This window comes from Xanthomonas prunicola (genome assembly GCF_002846205.1).
Lineage (GTDB): Bacteria > Pseudomonadota > Gammaproteobacteria > Xanthomonadales > Xanthomonadaceae > Xanthomonas > Xanthomonas prunicola.
Genome location: NZ_PHKV01000005.1, coordinates 185,451 through 201,099 on the forward strand (window position 1 = coordinate 185,451; position 15,649 = coordinate 201,099).

Consider the following 15,649-nt stretch of genomic DNA (forward strand, 5'->3'; position numbering starts at 1 on the left):
AAGAATCGGCTCCGGCTTTCGGAGTCGCAATGGATAACGGCCGTGCCGCCGATTAGTTGAGCCACCTGTTTCGCGCTGGACCGAACCGGCCCGAGTTACGGCTAAGATGGCCGTATCGTCAGCACCCAAGGTCGTCCGCGGATCCATGCAACAGCCCGTCGCCGCGCCCGCGTTTTCGTCCGCCCCCGTCTCCTGTCTCCGCCTCGCCGAACGCCTGCAGCAAGGCCTGTGGACCCTGACCGGCCTGTATCTGCTGATCGGCGTGGTCTGGCTGCTCCTGGGCAACCGGCTGCTCAACCTGGCCGGTACCGTCGTGCCGGAGCGCTGGTCGGACGCGAGCTTTCTGGTGCTGTCCAGCATCGTCATCCACCTGGTGCTGCGCCGCTTCGCCAGGTTGATCGTGGACGAGTACGCACAGCTGGCGCAGTCCGAAGCCTTGCTGCAGGCCAAGTTCCTGGCCCTGCCCAGCCCTGCCTTCATCTACGACCTGGCCACGATGCGCATCCTCGATGCCAATCCGGCGGCGCTGGAATTCTTCGGCTGGGAGCGCGACGAGTTCCTGCAGCAGACGCTGCAGGCGATCTGGCCCAACGCCGATGGCGAGCGGCTGGAAGAGGTTATTGCGCAAATCCGGGGCAAGGGAGATGCCACCTGTGTGTTGAACGAAGACCTGCTCACACGCAGCGGCCTGCGGCATGTCGAGGTACGCAGCAACCAGCTCCATCTGTCCAGCGGCCCTGCCCGCCTGGTGGTCACGGTGGACCGCAGCGAAGAGCGCCAGGCGCAGCATCTGCGCGACGAGGCGCTTGAACGCCTGGAAGAAGCGCAGAGCATCGCGCGGTTGGGCTCCTGGCAGCTGGATCGTGCCACCGGCCTCGGCCGTTATTCGTCGGCGGTCTATCGCATCCTGGGGCGCAGCGTGCCGATGCATCGCCGCGAACATCGGCTGGAGGAGCTGCTGACCGCGTCCGACACCGCTACCCAGACGCGCATCGAACGCATGATCGAAGACATGTGTACCGGTGGCGAGGTGCAGATCGACGTGCTGCTGCCGCTGACCGGTGGTGATTCGCAACCGCGCACCGTGCACCTGCGTGCGGAAAGCGTGACCAGCCCCAGCGGCACGCGCCATGTGCACGGGACCTTGCAGGACGTAAGCGAACGCGAGCAATCGCGTCGGCTGCTGCGCGAACGCGAGGAGCAGTTTCGCGAACTCGTGCGCGTGCTGCCTGACGGCGTGCTGATCCTCGCCGACGAGCATGTGATGTACGCCAATGCGGCCGGCTCCGCCCAGTTCGGCTTTCACGGCGAAACCATCCTGGGCGAGCCGCTGCAGACCCTGGTCGGCGACAACGACCTGCCGGTGGTGCGCGAATACCTGCGTGCAGGTAGCGATCGCAACGAGCCGGTCTCCAGCGCACGTGCAATGCGGCGTCGCGATGGCAGTACCTTCTACGCCGGCCTGTCAGCCGGCGACATCCGCTATGGCGGGCGCAACTGCAAGTTACTGGTCGTGCGCGACCTGAGCGAACCCGAGCGCATGCGCGATGCCCTGGCCGAGAGCAATGCCGAACTGCAGGCCATGGCCAAGCGGCTGTTCTCGCTGCAGGAAGACGAACGCCGCGCCATCTCGCGCGATCTGCATGACGAAATCGGGCAGGCGATCACCGCGATGAAGCTCTCCGCGCATGCGGCCCTGGATGAGCCGGACGCGGACGCGCGCCGCGAGGACCTGCTGGAAGTGGTGTCGCTGGCCGACAGCACGGTGACCAAGCTGCGCAATCTGTCGATGCTGTTGCGTCCACCACAACTCGATGCCTTGGGCCTGGAGGCCGCCTTACGCTGGCAGGCGTCGATGTTGTTCCGTGCCTCGCAGGTCCGGCTGGAGCTGGACATCCAGGCGCTCGGAGAACGACCGGGCAACGAGATCGAGCAAGCTTGCTTCCGGATCGCGCAGGAGAGCCTCACTAACGCGCTGCGGCACGCCTGCGCGGGCGAAGTACGCCTGCGTCTGTATCCGATCGACAGCGACAGTTTCCGGCTGGAAGTCAGCGATGATGGCGATGGCTTCGAACCGGAAGGCCCCCGCGGCCTGGGCCTGATCGTGATGCGTGAGCGTGCGCAGACCGTGGGCGGCACGCTCGCGATAGAATCAGCACCCGGAGCAGGTACGCGCGTGACGTTGCGCCTGCCCTATCACCCGGTCGGCGAGTCCGTCCACGACGATGGTGGACGTTGAGTCATGTGGAACCCTGTCATTCCGCCCGGACTGGAAGTCGTCAAGCCCACACGGCTTGGCGCGGGCAACCCCGACTTGCTGCACTTGGTGGATGCGGCCGCATCCGGCGGCCCGCCGCTGATGATTTTCCACGTCGACATCGATCACTTCGCCTCGATCAACGAGAACATGAGTGGCGAGGTCGGCGACCAGGCGCTGACGCTGGTAGCGCGCCGCCTTCAAGAGTTTCTCGGAACCCGCGGCAAACTGTGGCGTCATGGCAGCGATGAGATGATCGTGGTGGCTGTGCGTCGCGAAGACACGCCGCTGCCGGAAGACTTCGCCGAAGAAATCCGCCAGCAACTGGAACTGCCACTGTCGGTGCTGCCGTACACCTTGTTCATGACTGGCAAGGTCGGCATCAGCCTGTGCCCGGAGCATTCCACCTCGCTCTCCACGCTCCTGGATTATGCCGAAGAAGCCAGCTACCAGGCGGCGCGCGAAGGCGGCAACACGGTAAGGCTGTACACGCGCAACTCGGCCACCAACGCGCATAGCGAAAGCATCATTGCGCGGCAGATCGTCGATGCGATTCCGCACGGCGAATTGCGCCTGCGTTACCAACCGCTGGTGAGCGCGCGCGACGGCCGCATCGTCGGCATGGAAGCGCTGCTGCGCTGGCAGTCGCCGACCCTGGGCATGCTGGTGCCGGAGCGCTTCATGCGCACCGCCGAACGTCTGGGCGTGATCGTACAGATCGGCGAATGGGTCCTGCAGAACGCGGTGCGTCAGGCACGCCTATGGCGCGACCAGGGCTTCGATGACTTCAGCATTGCCGTGAACGTCTCTACGCTGCAGCTGCTGCGCCCGGGCTTCTTCAACGAAGTCATGGCGATGCTGCAGACCGCCGGCGTGCCGGCGCAGTTCGTCACGCTGGAGATCAATGAAAGCGCGTTGACCAACAACGTCAATTTCGTCCACGAGACGATGGCCAACCTACGCAACGAAGGCATTAGCCTGAGCCTGGACAACTTCGGCACCGGCGACTCCAGCCTGAGCGCACTGGTGCGCTACCCGGTGGACCGGCTGAAGATCGATCGCAGTTTCATCAAGAGCGCACCGGCCGGCAGCCGCGAGGCGGCGATTGCGCGCGCCATCATCGCCATGGGCCACCAGCTCGGCATGACGGTCATTGCCAATGGCGTGGAATCGCAGGCGCAGCTGGGCTTCCTGCGTCGCAACGATTGCGACATTTTCCAGGGCTATTTATTTGGCGAGCCGATGTCGGCGGAATCGGCCGGCATGGCGTTACGTCGACGCTATCTGCGCCCGGAATCGTTTGCCGAAAGCCGCCCCGACCGCACCTTGCTGCTACTGGACGACGAAGAGAACGTGCTGCGCTCGCTGGTGCGTCTGTTCCGTCGCGACGGCTACCGGATTCTGGCGGCCGGCAACGTACGCGATGCCTTCGATCTGCTCGCCACCAACGATGTGCAGGTGATCCTCTCGGACCAGCGCATGAGCGACATGAGCGGCACCGAGTTCCTGGGCCGGGTGAAGATGCTCTACCCCGACACCGTGCGCCTGGTGCTGTCCGGCTACACGGATCTGGCCACGGTGACCGAAGCGATCAACCGCGGCGCGATCTACCGCTTCCTGACCAAACCCTGGAACGACGACGAATTGCGCGAGCATATTCGCCAGGCATTTCGCACGCATGACGAGCTGCGTAACGGCCGGGAATAGGGAATCGGGAATGGAGAATTGGTAGAGCAGATATCTACCGCTTGATTCTCCGCGTGCCAAATCGTGCCTCAAAACCACAGCACCAGCGCAAGCCGCTCTCCCGATTCCCTACTCCCTATTCCCAGCGCGCAGCGCTACCGCGGCTGCCGCACCGGCAGCACGATCCGGAAACTGGCGCCCTGCCCCGGAGTGCTTTCGACGTCGATGCGGCCGTGGTGCTTGTTGATGATGCCGTAGGAAATCGACAGGCCCAGGCCGGTGCCGCTGCCCACCGGTTTGGTGGTGAAAAACGGGTCGAAGATGCGTTGCAGGAGATCCGGGGCGATGCCGGCGCCGCTGTCCTGAAACTGGATCCAGACGTTCTCTGCTTCATCGCGACCGGTGGTCACGACGATCGTGCCGCGCTCGACAATGGCCTGGCCGGCATTGAGCAGCATATTCATGTACACCTGGTTGAGCTCGGAGGGCAGGCACTCCACCAGCGGCAGCTCGGCGTAATTACGCTCCAGCGTGACCTTGTACTTGAGCTCGTTCCAGATGATGTTGATGGTGGATTCGAGACCGGCGTGCAGGTCGACCATCTTCCACGACTCGGACCGGTCCGAGTACGAGAAGTCCTTGAGGTCGCGCACGATGCGGGTCACCCGCTCGATGCCTTCGCGCGATTCGGCCATCAATTGCGGCAGATCGCGGCTGATGAAATCGATGTCGGCGCGGTTGCGGATCTCATCGATTTCCGGAATCAGCGCCTTCGGGTCCGGCGCCTGCAGTGCGCGCTCATAGGCTTCGATCAGGGTGAACAGGCTGCGCAGATATTCCTGCAAGCTGCCCAGATTGGAGTGCACGTAACCGATCGGATTGTTGATTTCGTGCGCTACGCCCGCAGCCAACTGGCCGATGGATGCCATCTTTTCCGATTGCAGCAGTTTGTCCTGCGCACCGTTCAAGCGCAGATAGGCCTGGCGTAATTCGGCGTGGCGCTGTTGCAGCTCGCGCTCGTAATCCTGCTGGCCTTCGATATTGTGGAACAGCGCCAGAAAATGCCCGACGCCGCACTCGTCGTTGAAATACAGGTGCGCAATGACCACGCGGTCGGCCACCGGCAGGCTGCCGGTCCAGCTCCCCTTGCTGCGCGCTTGATTGAGTGCGTCCGATGGCAATACCTGCGAAATCCGCTCGCCCAGATTGCGGTCGTCGCCGGGGTCTTCCTTGCACAGGCTTTGGCGCGCAATGGCATTGGCAAGAATCAGCTTTCCGTCTGCGCGGAACAGCAGCACGCCCTCCAGCATCTGGTCGCCGAAGGCGCGCAGGATGTCCGAGGACGGCAATAAGGCTTGATTGAGAAAAAACTTGGCGGTCACGGGAGCGGGCAGCGTAGAAGACAGCTCAATATACGCCGAACCATTGATGCGCCGTATCGCTGTCTTGCATTACCCGGCGTGTGTCGCAGACAGAACAAGGCATGCCGGCTGACTCAGGCGTGCTGCGTTATCTGCAACCCGGTGTGCTGCAAAACAACCTGCGACTCAGGCCACCGCCAACGAACGCCCGCCGCGCAGCACGCTCGATTGCCCCTTGGCATCGTAAGACGGCGCACTTTCGGTGCGGCCCAGGTGACGCAGCGCCCAGTTCACTTCGCGGCGTCGGCGTGCCAGCAGCGCGCCGTTGGCGCGGTTGGCTTCTGCCAGCTCACGCAGGCGCTCTTCTTCTCCGGCAGGCATCGCCGCTTCGAGCGCTTGCAGCGCCGACAGCTTGTCCTGCGTGTGTCGCATCAACCCATCGATGTCGTTCTCGAGTAATGCCTGGCGTTCGCCGGCCAGCGCATCGCTGAGACGTTGCAGGAACTCGTTCACGTTCATCCTTTCAGTCGGGGATCAACCCGCCAGTTGCTGATTCAGATCCATCATGCGGCTGGCGATGGCATCCGGGTTGATGGAATAGCTGCCGTTCTGCAATGCATCCTTCACCGCCTGGACGCGACCGGTGTCGATCGCCGAGGACTGCGAAAGCTCGCGCTGCAGGTTCTGCAGGTTGGTGGCTTCGCCGGTCAACTTGACGCTGTCGGTCGGCGGGGTGGCGGCTACTGGAGACGCGCGATCTTCGCCGGCCGAGGCGATCTTGCTGCTGGTGGCCGCGGTGCGAAGGGTGGCAGCGGTCGGTAGATTGCCTTCAATTTTCTGGGTCATGTCAGGAACTCCTCTACAGGTCGTAGGGGATAACGGCACCCAGAAAAAAAACTTTATAGAAATTTTTCACCTGGAGACCACAACGGTTCCGCTGGCTTCAACAATGCCCTGCACCACCCGGCGCGAGGACGAATTCTCTACCGAGACGCGCTCGTTCTCGCCGGCATCGGACAGCGCGCGACCGCTCATGCGCACTTCCAGCCCGCCATTGCGCGAGACCAGCGGGACGGTGTCGCCACGCCGGACCAGCCGCTGCGTCACCAGATCGTTGGCCGAGAGCAGCGAGCCGGCCGGCAGGACGCGACGGGCGGACTTACCCACTGCGGCCACCGGATCGGCCAGCACCGCACCGACGATGCGGGCAGCGTCACGCTTCTCGATACTGATATCGGCCAGCGAGATGGTTTCTCCAGCGCTGATGCCACGGCGCAGCACCAGCACATCCTGGTTGCGGCGCACCTTCAACGGCACGAACAGGCGCCAGCCGGCCGGCTGCGGGCAGGCCACCTCCACCGTATTGGTGCCGGTCGGCTGGGCCTGCAGCGCGATCGGACAGGCCGGCATGCGCAAGCCCGGATCGAGCGTGGCCTCGGCCTCGGCGTCCGGGCCAACGGTGGCCAGCGCCGCGGCGCGGATGGAATCGACAGACTGATAGCTCTGGGCCCAGGCCGGAGCGGCAGCCAACAAGATGACAAGCAGGAGCAGGCGCATGGGACCAGATCCGGAGGAAGACGGAACAGACACTGCAAGAGGCGTGCCTGTTTTTTTGAATCGGGAATCGGTCGGGGGCTGAGCCTTGGTCGGTCTTCGTTGCTGCCGTGCGATTTGCTTAGAGCGGCCAACAAAACGTAGCGAGCAGCCGTCAGGTGGGCGCGGACGGCGCGCAGGAACCGGAGTGTACGAGTGGTACATGCCGATTCCGAGCACCGGCCGCGCCCGCCTGGCGGGCTGCGCAGTAGTTTTGTTAGCTGCTCTTAGTGAACACCGTAAGTACGTCACAGCAAGGTCCTTCGCCTCGGGCTTGCTGCAAAAAGCCCTCCGCTTTTGCAATTCCCCATTCCCTATTCCCGACTCCCCATTCCCTATTCCCGACTCCCCATTCCCTATTCCCGACTCCCCATTCCCGACAGCACCGCACGCCAACCGTAAAACCACTCAAGTTTTCCAAGGGCGCTGTCGATATCTGCCCCATGACCCACGATCTGCTCAACCGCATCGACCAGCGCACCCGACTGGCTGGCCACAACCGACTGGCCCTGCTGCTGTTCCGGCTGGGCGGACGCCAGCTTTTTGGCGTGAACGTCTTCAAGGTGCAGGAAGTGCTGCGCCGGCCGGAACTGTTCCAGGTGCCCGGCCTGCCGACCGAGTTCGCCGGCGTTGCCGACGTGCGCGGACGGTCGGTGCCGGTACTGGATCTGGGCCTGGCCATCGGCCACCCGGAGCGCGATTCGCACTCCGAAAACGGCCCCGGCTATCTAGTAGTGGCCGAGTTCAACCGCTCGGTCCAGGGGTTCCTGGTCAGCGGCGTGGAGCGCATCGTCAATATCGCGGTGGAAGATATCCATCCGCCGCCGGAGCTTGGCGCCGAAGCCACTTATTTGACGGCGGTGACGCGGTTCCAGGGCGAGCTGATCCAGGTCATCGACGTGGAAAGCGTGCTGGCCGACATCGCAAAGGTCAGCAAGGACGTGCAGTTGGATCCGTCGCTGCAGTTGGTGGCCTACGACCGCCAATTCCAGGTACTGGTGGTGGACGATTCGCGCGTGGCGCGTCAGCAGATCCGCAGCGTGCTCGACCAGCTGGGCGTTTCGGCGACCCTGCTATCCGACGGCCGTCAGGCGCTGGACCACCTCCTGCAGGTGGCGGCATCGGGCGAAAACCCGGCCGACCGCTATGCCATGGTGATCTCCGATATCGAAATGCCGGCAATGGACGGCTATACGCTGACGACGGAAATCCGGCGCACGCCGGGCCTGCAAGGCCTGTACGTGCTGCTGCATACCTCCTTGTCGGGCGTGTTCAACAACGCCATGGTCGAGCAGGTGGGCGCCAACGCCTTCGTGGCCAAGTACAGCGCCCACGAACTGGCCGATTACGTGCTGGCTCGCCTGAAGGTGGTCGCCGAAGCGGCCTGAGCAGGTCGATCGGCCGCCGGATCGGCGCCGATCGCAGGAACAAGGCGCTGTACCGGGCTGCAAGCACATCGCGGCTTAGGGATTGGGTCGGTGCGCCGACGCGCTCTCGACGTGATATCTGCGACGCCCGACTGCGCCCCAGGGAATGCCGAACCTTCCGGCTTGCCACCCTTGATTGAATCGAACGTCGTGGCGGACACGGGTCCATCGCGTCTTCCGGATGGCCAGCTGCCGTTGGTCGACAGCGCCGATCACTCTCCGCGTTGCGCGGCCCGTACCACCTCGATTGGCACAAACATTGCTTCCTCCCTGGCAACACTTCGCGGGAGAGCACCGTGTCCAGTCCCTTCTCTTCGTTCCTCGGCGTCCATGGCGACGCGTTGGCGCTGCGCGAGCAGCGCATGAAGCTCATTGCCAGCAATCTGAGCAATGTGGACACGCCCGGTTACAAGGCCAAAGACCTGAACTTCGAGGCGGCGCTGAAGTCGGCGCAGGGCGAGCAGGACGGCGGCTTGATGCAAACCACCGACGCCAAGCACTACGCAGTGGGCGGTGGCGGCGGGCTCAACCCGTTCCAGATCACCCGCGAATCCGATCAGCCCAGCCTTGACGGCAATACCGTCGATCCTGACGCCGAACGCGCCGCCTACGGCCGCGCCGCGCTGGAATACCGCGCGTCGCTGAGCTTCCTCGAATCCAAGGTGCGCTCGATGCTCACCGCGATCACGGGCCAATAAATCATGAGCAACCTTCCCATTTTCGATGTGGCCGGCTCGGCGCTGCACGCGCAGTCGGTCCGCCTGAGCACCATCGCCTCCAACCTGGCCAATGCGGACTCGGTCGCGGGCTCGGCCGAGGCCACCTACAAGCCGATCGAACCGATCTTCCAGGCCCAGCAAAGCCGGCAGGACCCCAGCCTGACCTCGGTGAACGTCAAAGAGATCACCACCACCAATGCGCCGCCGATCCGCCGCTACGAGCCCGGCCACCCGCTGGCCGATGCCGATGGCTATGTGTTCTCGCCCGACGTGGACCCGGTTTCGCAGATGGTCAACATGATTTCCGCCTCGCGCAATTACCAGGCAGGCGTGGAAATGCTCAATACCGCCAAGGAACTGGCGCTCGCGACCCTGACCATGGGTCGCTGACCCTTCCTAGCTGCCCCATACCAACGGAATCCTCCAGATGAGCACGATCGCCAGCGATATCTACAAAAACTTGGGCCTGAGTACCAGCAGCAAAACCACCAAAAAAGAGGAGTCGCTCGGCCAGGCCGACTTCCTCAAATTGATGACCGAGCAGTTGCAGCATCAAGACCCGCTCAAGCCGATGGAAAACAGCGCGTTTCTTGGCCAGCTGGCGCAGTTCTCCACCGTGCAGGGGATCGGCGACCTCAATACCAAGTTCAGCAATTTATCAACGTCGATGAGCAGCGATCAGGTGCTCAAGGGCGCGGCGCTGGTTGGTCACAACGTGCTGGTGCCCTCGGCGCAGGTGGCGATCGATGCCACCGGCTCGGCAAAGGGCGTGGTCGCCGCGACCTCGGCCGGCACCGTCAATTTTGAAATCACCGACGCCAACGGGGCCTTCGTCAAACAGATCAGCGTGCCGTCCAGCGCCGCCGGTGAAGTGTCGTTCGCCTGGGATGGCACCGATGCCAACGGCAACCGCATGGCCGCCGGCAAATACGGCGTGACCGCCACCCAGACCGACACCGCCGGCTCCAAAAGCAAGTTGTCCACCTATGTCGATGCACCGGTGGACAGCGTCACGATCGGCTCGGACGGTCTGTATCTCAATCTGACCGGGCTAGGCACTTCCCCGCTCGCCAACGTGCTCCGCGTCAGCTGAGCCGGCAACCGACACTTAAAGGACCTCATCCATGGCTTTCAATACCTCGTTGTCCGGCATCAACGCAGCCAATGCCGATCTGAACGTTACGTCCAACAACATCGCCAACGTCAACACGACCGGGTTCAAGGAATCGCGCGCCGAGTTCGCCGACATGTTCCAGAGCACCAGCTACGGCCTGTCGCGCAATGCAGTGGGTTCGGGCGTGCGGGTCAGTAACGTGGCGCAGCAGTTCTCGCAGGGCAATATCGACCCGACCGGACGCAGCCTGGACTTGGCGGTCTCCGGCGAGGGCTTCTTCACCGTGACCTCCAACGGCGCCAAGATGTACACCCGCGCCGGCAACTTCCAGACCGATGCCAACGGCTACGTGGTCAATCCGCAGGGTGCGCGCCTGCAGGTGTTCGCTCCCAACCCGAGCGGCAATGGCTTCGACGTGGGCCGCCTGTCGGACCTGCAGTTGCTGACCACCGACAGCCCGCCCAAGTCGACCTCCACGGTCAACCTGGCCTTCACCCTGCCCGGCAATGCCACCGCGCCGACGGTGACCCCGTTCAGCCCGGCCGACGACAAGACCTACAGCCATTCCACCGGCGGCATCAACGTCTATGACTCGCTGGGCGTCAGCCACGTGCAGACCTCCTATTTCGTCAAGACCGCCAATCCGAACGAATGGCAGGTGCACAACTACGTGGACGGCGCCGCGGTCGGTGCGCCGACCACGCTGCAGTTCTCCAACACCGGCTCGCTGACCACCCCGGCCAACGGCATCATCACGATGGACCCGTTCACCCCGAGCACCGGCGCGGGCGTGCTGAACATGCAGCTCAATGTCAGCGGCTCGACCCAGTACGGCGAAGCCTTCGCGCTGCGCGACACCCGCCAGGACGGTTATGCCAGCGGCAAGCTCAACGAGATCAGCATCGACACCGGCGGCGTGGTGTTCGCGCGCTACTCCAACGGTGCCGACAAGCCGCTGGGCCAGGTCGCACTGAGCAGCTTCGTCAACCCGCAGGGCCTGCAGTCGCAGGGCAACAACATGTGGGCCGAAAGCTACACCTCCGGCGCCGCGCGCACCGGTGCGCCAGACACATCGGATCTGGGCCAGATCGAATCCGGCTCGCTGGAATCGTCCACGGTCGACCTGACCGAGCAGCTGGTGAACATGATCGTGGCCCAGCGCAACTTCCAGGCCAACTCGCAGATGATCTCGACCCAGGATCAGGTCACCCAGACGATCATCAATATTCGTTAACGGCTGGGAAGCGGGAGTGGGGAATCGGGAGTCGTAAGAGCTGGCATTGCGTGTATCGGATGCCGGCCTTGCCCCCTTCTTCCAGTCTCCAGCAATCCCGCCTTTACGATTCCCGATTCCCGATTCTCCATTTCCGATTCCCGGTGCCCCATGGACAAAGCCCTCTACGTTGCGATGACCGGTGCCCGCGCCTCCCTGCAGGCGCAGAGCACCGTGTCGCACAATCTCGCCAACGTCGATACGGTGGGGTTCAAGGCCGCACTGGCCAACACCGAGGCGTTCAAGATCCAGGGCAAGGGCTATCCGTCGCGGATCGATGCCTTGCACGTGGATCAGGGCTTCGATCGCAGCCAGGGCCATCAGAAGGTCACCGGCAACCCGCTGGATGTGTCGCTGCAGCAGGACCGCTGGCTGGCGGTGCAATCGCCCGACGGCAGCGAGGCCTACACCCGCAACGGCGAATTGGCGCTCACCGCCAATGGCCAGTTGGTCACCGCCAACGGGCATGCGGTGCTCGATGAAGGCGGCAACCCGATGACGATCCCGCCGCACCAGGCGATGGAGATCGGCAGCGATGGCAGTATTTCGATCATTCCGCAGGGCGAAGGCCCGCAGACCATGGCCATCGTCGGCAAGATGAAGGTGGTGGATGCGCCCGCCGACCGTTTGACGCGGCGCCCAGACGGACTGATGCGCAACACCAGTACCGACCCGGCGCAGGCATTTGCGGTCGCCACCGGCAAGACCATCAACAGCGGCATGCTGGAAGGCAGCAACGTGGATGCGGCTGGCGCGCTGGTGGAGATGATCCAGCTGCAGCGGCAGTTCGAAATGCAGGTCAAGATCATCAAGAACGGCGACGACAACGCGCAGTCGGCCAATTCGCTGCTGCGGGTCAGCGGCTAAGCGCCACTGGCGCCCACTGCCCGACCGCCGGTTGGCTTGCCGCGCTGCCGAGCACCTGGATGGCGGCCGCCCAATTTCGCTGCAGAGCGGCTGGTTTGTGACTTGGCTGCAGGGCCGCCCGCCCACCCTCGCGGGACACGCCGCAAGTACGTCCGTGTAGGCTCTTACGCGGCATCCATTCCGCGTAAGGTCCCGCGAGGGTGGGCGTGCAAGGACCTGTCGAGATGGTCGGTGTGCATGGTTTTCAATAAAACAGCCAGCCAACTGTCTGGTGCGGTGTCCTCGCCGATTGCGGGACCGTGTGGCGGCATGGAGGCCGCCACCGAGCCTACATGGACGTACTTGCGGCGTGTCCCGCGGGCGGTGAGGCCGCCGCGCGCTCGACCAACCAGCCTGTTGACGGCGTCGCAATGCCAGCCGGCAAATCCCAAGAACCCTTCCGCACGCAGCGCAAAGGGTTTACACGTGGTCAAACACATCGCTGACCGGCGACCGATCTACCGCGCCTGATCTGCCGCGCAGGTTTTCACCGCTTCCGCTTAGCCGCTGCCTACCCGCTGCCAGCCCTGCCCCGCGAAGGCCGCCGCACCCTGCTCGGCGTGATCCCGCGCACAGCCGGCAGAAATCCGACGCGACTTTGGCACGGCACGTGCATCTACCCAGCCGTGCCCGGAACACATCCCCGGGTCTAACGAGGAATCGGGTCATGAATCAGGCTTTGTGGGTCGCAAAAACCGGACTGGATGCGCAGCAGACGCGCATGTCGGTCATTTCCAACAACCTGGCCAATACCAATACCACCGGCTTCAAGCGCGACCGTGCCGCGTTCGAAGACCTGTTGTACCAACAGGTGCGTGCGCCCGGCGGCTCGACCTCCGCGCAGACGCAGCTGCCGACCGGCCTGCAACTGGGTACCGGCGTGCGCGTGGTGTCCACGTTCAAGGGCTTTGACCAGGGCAGCCAGCAGCAGACCGGCCGCGCGCTCGACGTGATGGTCAACGGTCGCGGCTTCTTCGAAGTGCAGATGCCCGACGGCACTTCTGCCTACACCCGCGACGGCACCTTCCAGATCAACGCCCAGGGCGAACTGGTCACCAACAGCGGCTACCCGCTGCAGCCGGGCATCCAGGTGCCGGAAGGCGCGCAGTCGCTGACCATCGGCAACGACGGCACCATCAGCGTCACCCTCGCCGGCCAGGCTGCCGCACAGGAAATCGGCGCGCTCACGCTCACCGACTTCATCAATCCCTCGGGCCTGCAGGCCAAGGGCGAAAACCTGTTCGTCGAAACCACCGCTTCCGGCCCCGCGCAGAACGGCACCCCTGGCCTCAACGGCCTGGGCAACACCGTGCAGGGCGCGCTGGAGGGCAGCAACGTCAATACGGTGGAAGAGCTGGTGAGCATGATCGAGACGCAACGCGCCTACGAAATGAACGCAAAGGCCATCTCCACCACCGATTCGATGCTCGGTTACTTGAACAACAACGTCTGATCGGTTCGCCGCTCGTCGCCCTCTCAGGAATCAACGCCATGTCACGCCTGCCTTCCCTCTCCTCCCTGTGCCTCGCCATTGCCTGCAGCGCGCTGCTGGGTGGCTGCGTGGCCGCCGGCGATGTACGCCCGTTCGCCGAACTGGCGCCGATCGTGCCGGTGGTTGCACCGGTGGCGCAGCCGACCGCCGGCGCGATCTACGCCGCCGGCCCCGGCTTGAACCTGTACGGCGACCGCCGTGCGCGCGATGTCGGCGATCTGCTGACGGTGAACCTGGTCGAAAGCACCACCGCCTCGTCCACCGCCAACACCAGCATCAGCAAGAAAGACGCCACCACCATGGGCGCGCCGACGTTGCTGGGCGCGCCGCTCACCGTCGGTGGCTTGAACGTGCTGGAAAACAGCACCAGCGGCGACCGCAGCTTTGCCGGCAAGGGCAACACCGCACAGAGCAACCGCATGCAGGGCAGCGTCACCGTCACCGTGATGCAGCGCCTGCCCAACGGCAATCTGGTCATCCAGGGGCAGAAGAACCTGCGCCTGACCCAGGGTGACGAACTGGTGCAGGTGCAAGGCATCGTGCGCGCCGCCGACATTGCGCCAGACAACACCGTGCCTTCCAGCAAGGTGGCCGACGCGCGCATCGCCTACGGCGGCCGTGGCGCGATCGCGCAGTCCAATGCAATGGGCTGGCTGAGCCGCTTCTTCAATTCCCGTCTGTCGCCTTACTGAGCCTGCGACCATGAATCTGTCTTCTCTGCCCTTCCGTCTACTGGCTGCCGCCGTTGCGCTGTGCGCGATCGCCGCGCCGGCCAGCGCCGAGCGCATCAAGGATCTTGCCCAGGTCGGCGGCGTGCGCGGCAACGCGCTGGTCGGTTACGGTCTGGTCGTTGGCCTCGACGGTAGCGGCGACCGCACCAGCCAGGCGCCCTTCACCGTGCAGAGCCTGAAGAACCTGCTCGGCGAACTGGGCGTCAATGTTCCGGCGAACGTCAACCCGCAGCTGAAAAACGTCGCGGCCGTGGCCATCCACGCCGAATTGCCGCCGTTCGCCAAGCCCGGCCAGCCGATCGACATCACCGTCTCCTCGATCGCCAACGCCGTGTCGCTGCGTGGCGGCTCGCTGCTGATGGCACCGCTGAAAGGCGCCGATGGCCAGGTGTACGCAATGGCCCAGGGCAACCTGGTGGTCGGCGGCTTCGGTGCACAAGGCAAGGACGGCTCGCGCGTCTCGGTCAATGTGCCCAGCGTCGGTCGCATTCCCAACGGCGCCACCGTCGAACGTGCATTGCCGGACGTGTTTGCCGGCACCGGCGAGATCACGCTCAACCTGCATCAGAACGACTTCACCACCGTCTCGCGCATGGTCGCGGCGATCGACAGCAGCTTCGGTGCCGGAACCGCACGTGCGGTGGACGGCGTGACCGTTGCGGTGCGCTCGCCGACCGACCCGGGCGCGCGGATCGGCCTGTTGTCGCGACTGGAAAACGTCGAACTCTCGCCCGGCGATGCACCGGCCAAGGTCGTGGTCAATGCACGTACCGGCACCGTGGTCATCGGCCAGCTGGTGCGGGTGATGCCAGCGGCGATTGCGCATGGCTCGCTCACGGTGACCATCAGCGAAAACACCAACGTCAGCCAGCCGGGCGCCTTCAGCGGTGGCCGCACCGCAGTGACCCAGCAATCGACGATCACCGCCACCTCCGAAGGCAGCCGCATGTTCAAGTTTGAAGGCGGTACCACGCTCGATCAGATCGTGCGCGCAGTCAACGAAGTGGGCGCCGCTCCCGGCGACCTGGTGGCCATCCTGGAAGCGCTCAAGCAAGCCGGTGCGCTCACCGCGGAGCTAGAGGTGATCTGA

15 protein-coding genes and 1 other RNA gene are annotated in these 15,649 nt (G+C 64.2%); 11 read left to right on the plus strand and 5 right to left on the minus strand.

Annotation, left to right across the window (positions count from 1 at the left end; genetic code table 11):
• Positions 1–106 precede the first annotated feature (106 nt).
• Positions 107–2,239, plus strand: coding sequence for a sensor histidine kinase (locus XpruCFBP8353_RS15970; RefSeq protein ID WP_162301085.1), 2,133 nt, complete (start codon positions 107–109; stop codon positions 2,237–2,239).
• Positions 2,240–2,242: 3 nt separating this feature from the next.
• On the plus strand, positions 2,243–3,964 hold the full coding sequence (locus XpruCFBP8353_RS15975; RefSeq protein ID WP_101364096.1) for an EAL domain-containing protein: 1,722 nt from the start codon (positions 2,243–2,245) through the stop codon (positions 3,962–3,964).
• A gap of 134 nt (positions 3,965–4,098) precedes the next feature.
• On the opposite strand, the gene XpruCFBP8353_RS15980 is transcribed toward XpruCFBP8353_RS15975, so the two are convergent.
• From XpruCFBP8353_RS15980 to XpruCFBP8353_RS16000, 5 genes are all read right to left on the minus strand, one after another.
• The gene (locus XpruCFBP8353_RS15980; RefSeq protein ID WP_101364097.1) at positions 4,099–5,325 is read right to left on the minus strand and encodes an ATP-binding protein; all 1,227 of its coding nucleotides are present in this window, start codon (positions 5,323–5,325) and stop codon (positions 4,099–4,101) included.
• Between the two features lie 165 nt (positions 5,326–5,490).
• The gene (locus XpruCFBP8353_RS15985) at positions 5,491–5,823 is read right to left on the minus strand and encodes a flagella protein (protein ID WP_003482942.1); all 333 of its coding nucleotides are present in this window, start codon (positions 5,821–5,823) and stop codon (positions 5,491–5,493) included.
• Positions 5,824–5,838: 15 nt separating this feature from the next.
• Complete coding sequence (flgM, locus tag XpruCFBP8353_RS15990) at positions 5,839–6,150, minus strand: flagellar biosynthesis anti-sigma factor FlgM (protein ID WP_014503328.1); 312 nt, start codon at positions 6,148–6,150, stop codon at positions 5,839–5,841.
• Between the two features lie 66 nt (positions 6,151–6,216).
• Positions 6,217–6,861, minus strand: a complete 645-nt coding sequence (flgA, locus tag XpruCFBP8353_RS15995) for a flagellar basal body P-ring formation chaperone FlgA (RefSeq protein WP_101364098.1) — start codon at positions 6,859–6,861, stop codon at positions 6,217–6,219.
• Between the two features lie 125 nt (positions 6,862–6,986).
• A non-coding RNA gene (locus XpruCFBP8353_RS16000) (sX9 sRNA) lies at positions 6,987–7,062 on the minus strand.
• A gap of 278 nt (positions 7,063–7,340) precedes the next feature.
• On the opposite strand from XpruCFBP8353_RS16000, the gene XpruCFBP8353_RS16010 reads away from it, so the two are divergent.
• The 9 genes from XpruCFBP8353_RS16010 (at position 7,341) to XpruCFBP8353_RS16060 (ending at position 15,649) form a co-directional block, all read left to right on the plus strand.
• The gene (locus tag XpruCFBP8353_RS16010; RefSeq protein ID WP_003482947.1) at positions 7,341–8,285 is read left to right on the plus strand and encodes a chemotaxis protein CheV; all 945 of its coding nucleotides are present in this window, start codon (positions 7,341–7,343) and stop codon (positions 8,283–8,285) included.
• A 335-nt stretch (positions 8,286–8,620) separates the two neighbouring features.
• Entirely contained in the window at positions 8,621–9,022 is a 402-nt protein-coding gene (gene flgB, locus XpruCFBP8353_RS16015; protein WP_014503325.1) for a flagellar basal body rod protein FlgB, read from the plus strand.
• 3 nt (positions 9,023–9,025) lie between these two features.
• A complete protein-coding gene (flgC, locus tag XpruCFBP8353_RS16020) occupies positions 9,026–9,433 on the plus strand; it encodes a flagellar basal body rod protein FlgC (RefSeq protein ID WP_005914451.1) in 408 nt (135 codons plus the stop codon).
• Positions 9,434–9,470: 37 nt separating this feature from the next.
• Complete coding sequence (locus XpruCFBP8353_RS16025) at positions 9,471–10,136, plus strand: flagellar hook assembly protein FlgD (protein ID WP_101364100.1); 666 nt, start codon at positions 9,471–9,473, stop codon at positions 10,134–10,136.
• A gap of 31 nt (positions 10,137–10,167) precedes the next feature.
• Positions 10,168–11,391, plus strand: a complete 1,224-nt coding sequence (gene flgE / locus XpruCFBP8353_RS16030; RefSeq protein ID WP_101364101.1) for a flagellar hook protein FlgE — start codon at positions 10,168–10,170, stop codon at positions 11,389–11,391.
• Between the two features lie 150 nt (positions 11,392–11,541).
• Positions 11,542–12,297: a flagellar basal-body rod protein FlgF gene (gene flgF / locus XpruCFBP8353_RS16035; RefSeq protein WP_019300290.1), complete on the plus strand. Its 756-nt coding sequence runs from the start codon at positions 11,542–11,544 to the stop codon at positions 12,295–12,297.
• Positions 12,298–13,003: 706 nt separating this feature from the next.
• A complete protein-coding gene (flgG, locus tag XpruCFBP8353_RS16050) occupies positions 13,004–13,789 on the plus strand; it encodes a flagellar basal-body rod protein FlgG (RefSeq protein WP_042822359.1) in 786 nt (261 codons plus the stop codon).
• Between the two features lie 38 nt (positions 13,790–13,827).
• On the plus strand, positions 13,828–14,520 hold the full coding sequence (gene flgH / locus XpruCFBP8353_RS16055) for a flagellar basal body L-ring protein FlgH (protein ID WP_019300291.1): 693 nt from the start codon (positions 13,828–13,830) through the stop codon (positions 14,518–14,520).
• A gap of 10 nt (positions 14,521–14,530) precedes the next feature.
• A complete protein-coding gene (locus XpruCFBP8353_RS16060; protein WP_007971976.1) occupies positions 14,531–15,649 on the plus strand; it encodes a flagellar basal body P-ring protein FlgI in 1,119 nt (372 codons plus the stop codon).

What these genes read in the sequence shown, in the direction of transcription:
- flgH (WP_019300291.1), top strand. Translation starts at nt 13,828, where the DNA reads ATGTCACGCCTGCCTTCCCTCTCCTCCCTGTGCCTCGCCATTGCCTGC.
- XpruCFBP8353_RS16025 (WP_101364100.1), top strand. Translation starts at nt 9,471, where the DNA reads ATGAGCACGATCGCCAGCGATATCTACAAAAACTTGGGCCTGAGTACC.
- flgG (WP_042822359.1), top strand. Translation starts at nt 13,004, where the DNA reads ATGAATCAGGCTTTGTGGGTCGCAAAAACCGGACTGGATGCGCAGCAG.
- flgM (WP_014503328.1), bottom strand. Translation starts at nt 6,150, where the DNA reads ATGACCCAGAAAATTGAAGGCAATCTACCGACCGCTGCCACCCTTCGC.
- XpruCFBP8353_RS15985 (WP_003482942.1), bottom strand. Translation starts at nt 5,823, where the DNA reads ATGAACGTGAACGAGTTCCTGCAACGTCTCAGCGATGCGCTGGCCGGC.
- flgF (WP_019300290.1), top strand. Translation starts at nt 11,542, where the DNA reads ATGGACAAAGCCCTCTACGTTGCGATGACCGGTGCCCGCGCCTCCCTG.
- XpruCFBP8353_RS16010 (WP_003482947.1), top strand. Translation starts at nt 7,341, where the DNA reads ATGACCCACGATCTGCTCAACCGCATCGACCAGCGCACCCGACTGGCT.
- XpruCFBP8353_RS15975 (WP_101364096.1), top strand. Translation starts at nt 2,243, where the DNA reads ATGTGGAACCCTGTCATTCCGCCCGGACTGGAAGTCGTCAAGCCCACA.
- flgE (WP_101364101.1), top strand. Translation starts at nt 10,168, where the DNA reads ATGGCTTTCAATACCTCGTTGTCCGGCATCAACGCAGCCAATGCCGAT.
- flgC (WP_005914451.1), top strand. Translation starts at nt 9,026, where the DNA reads ATGAGCAACCTTCCCATTTTCGATGTGGCCGGCTCGGCGCTGCACGCG.
- XpruCFBP8353_RS15970 (WP_162301085.1), top strand. Translation starts at nt 107, where the DNA reads ATGGCCGTATCGTCAGCACCCAAGGTCGTCCGCGGATCCATGCAACAG.
- XpruCFBP8353_RS16060 (WP_007971976.1), top strand. Translation starts at nt 14,531, where the DNA reads ATGAATCTGTCTTCTCTGCCCTTCCGTCTACTGGCTGCCGCCGTTGCG.
- flgA (WP_101364098.1), bottom strand. Translation starts at nt 6,861, where the DNA reads ATGCGCCTGCTCCTGCTTGTCATCTTGTTGGCTGCCGCTCCGGCCTGG.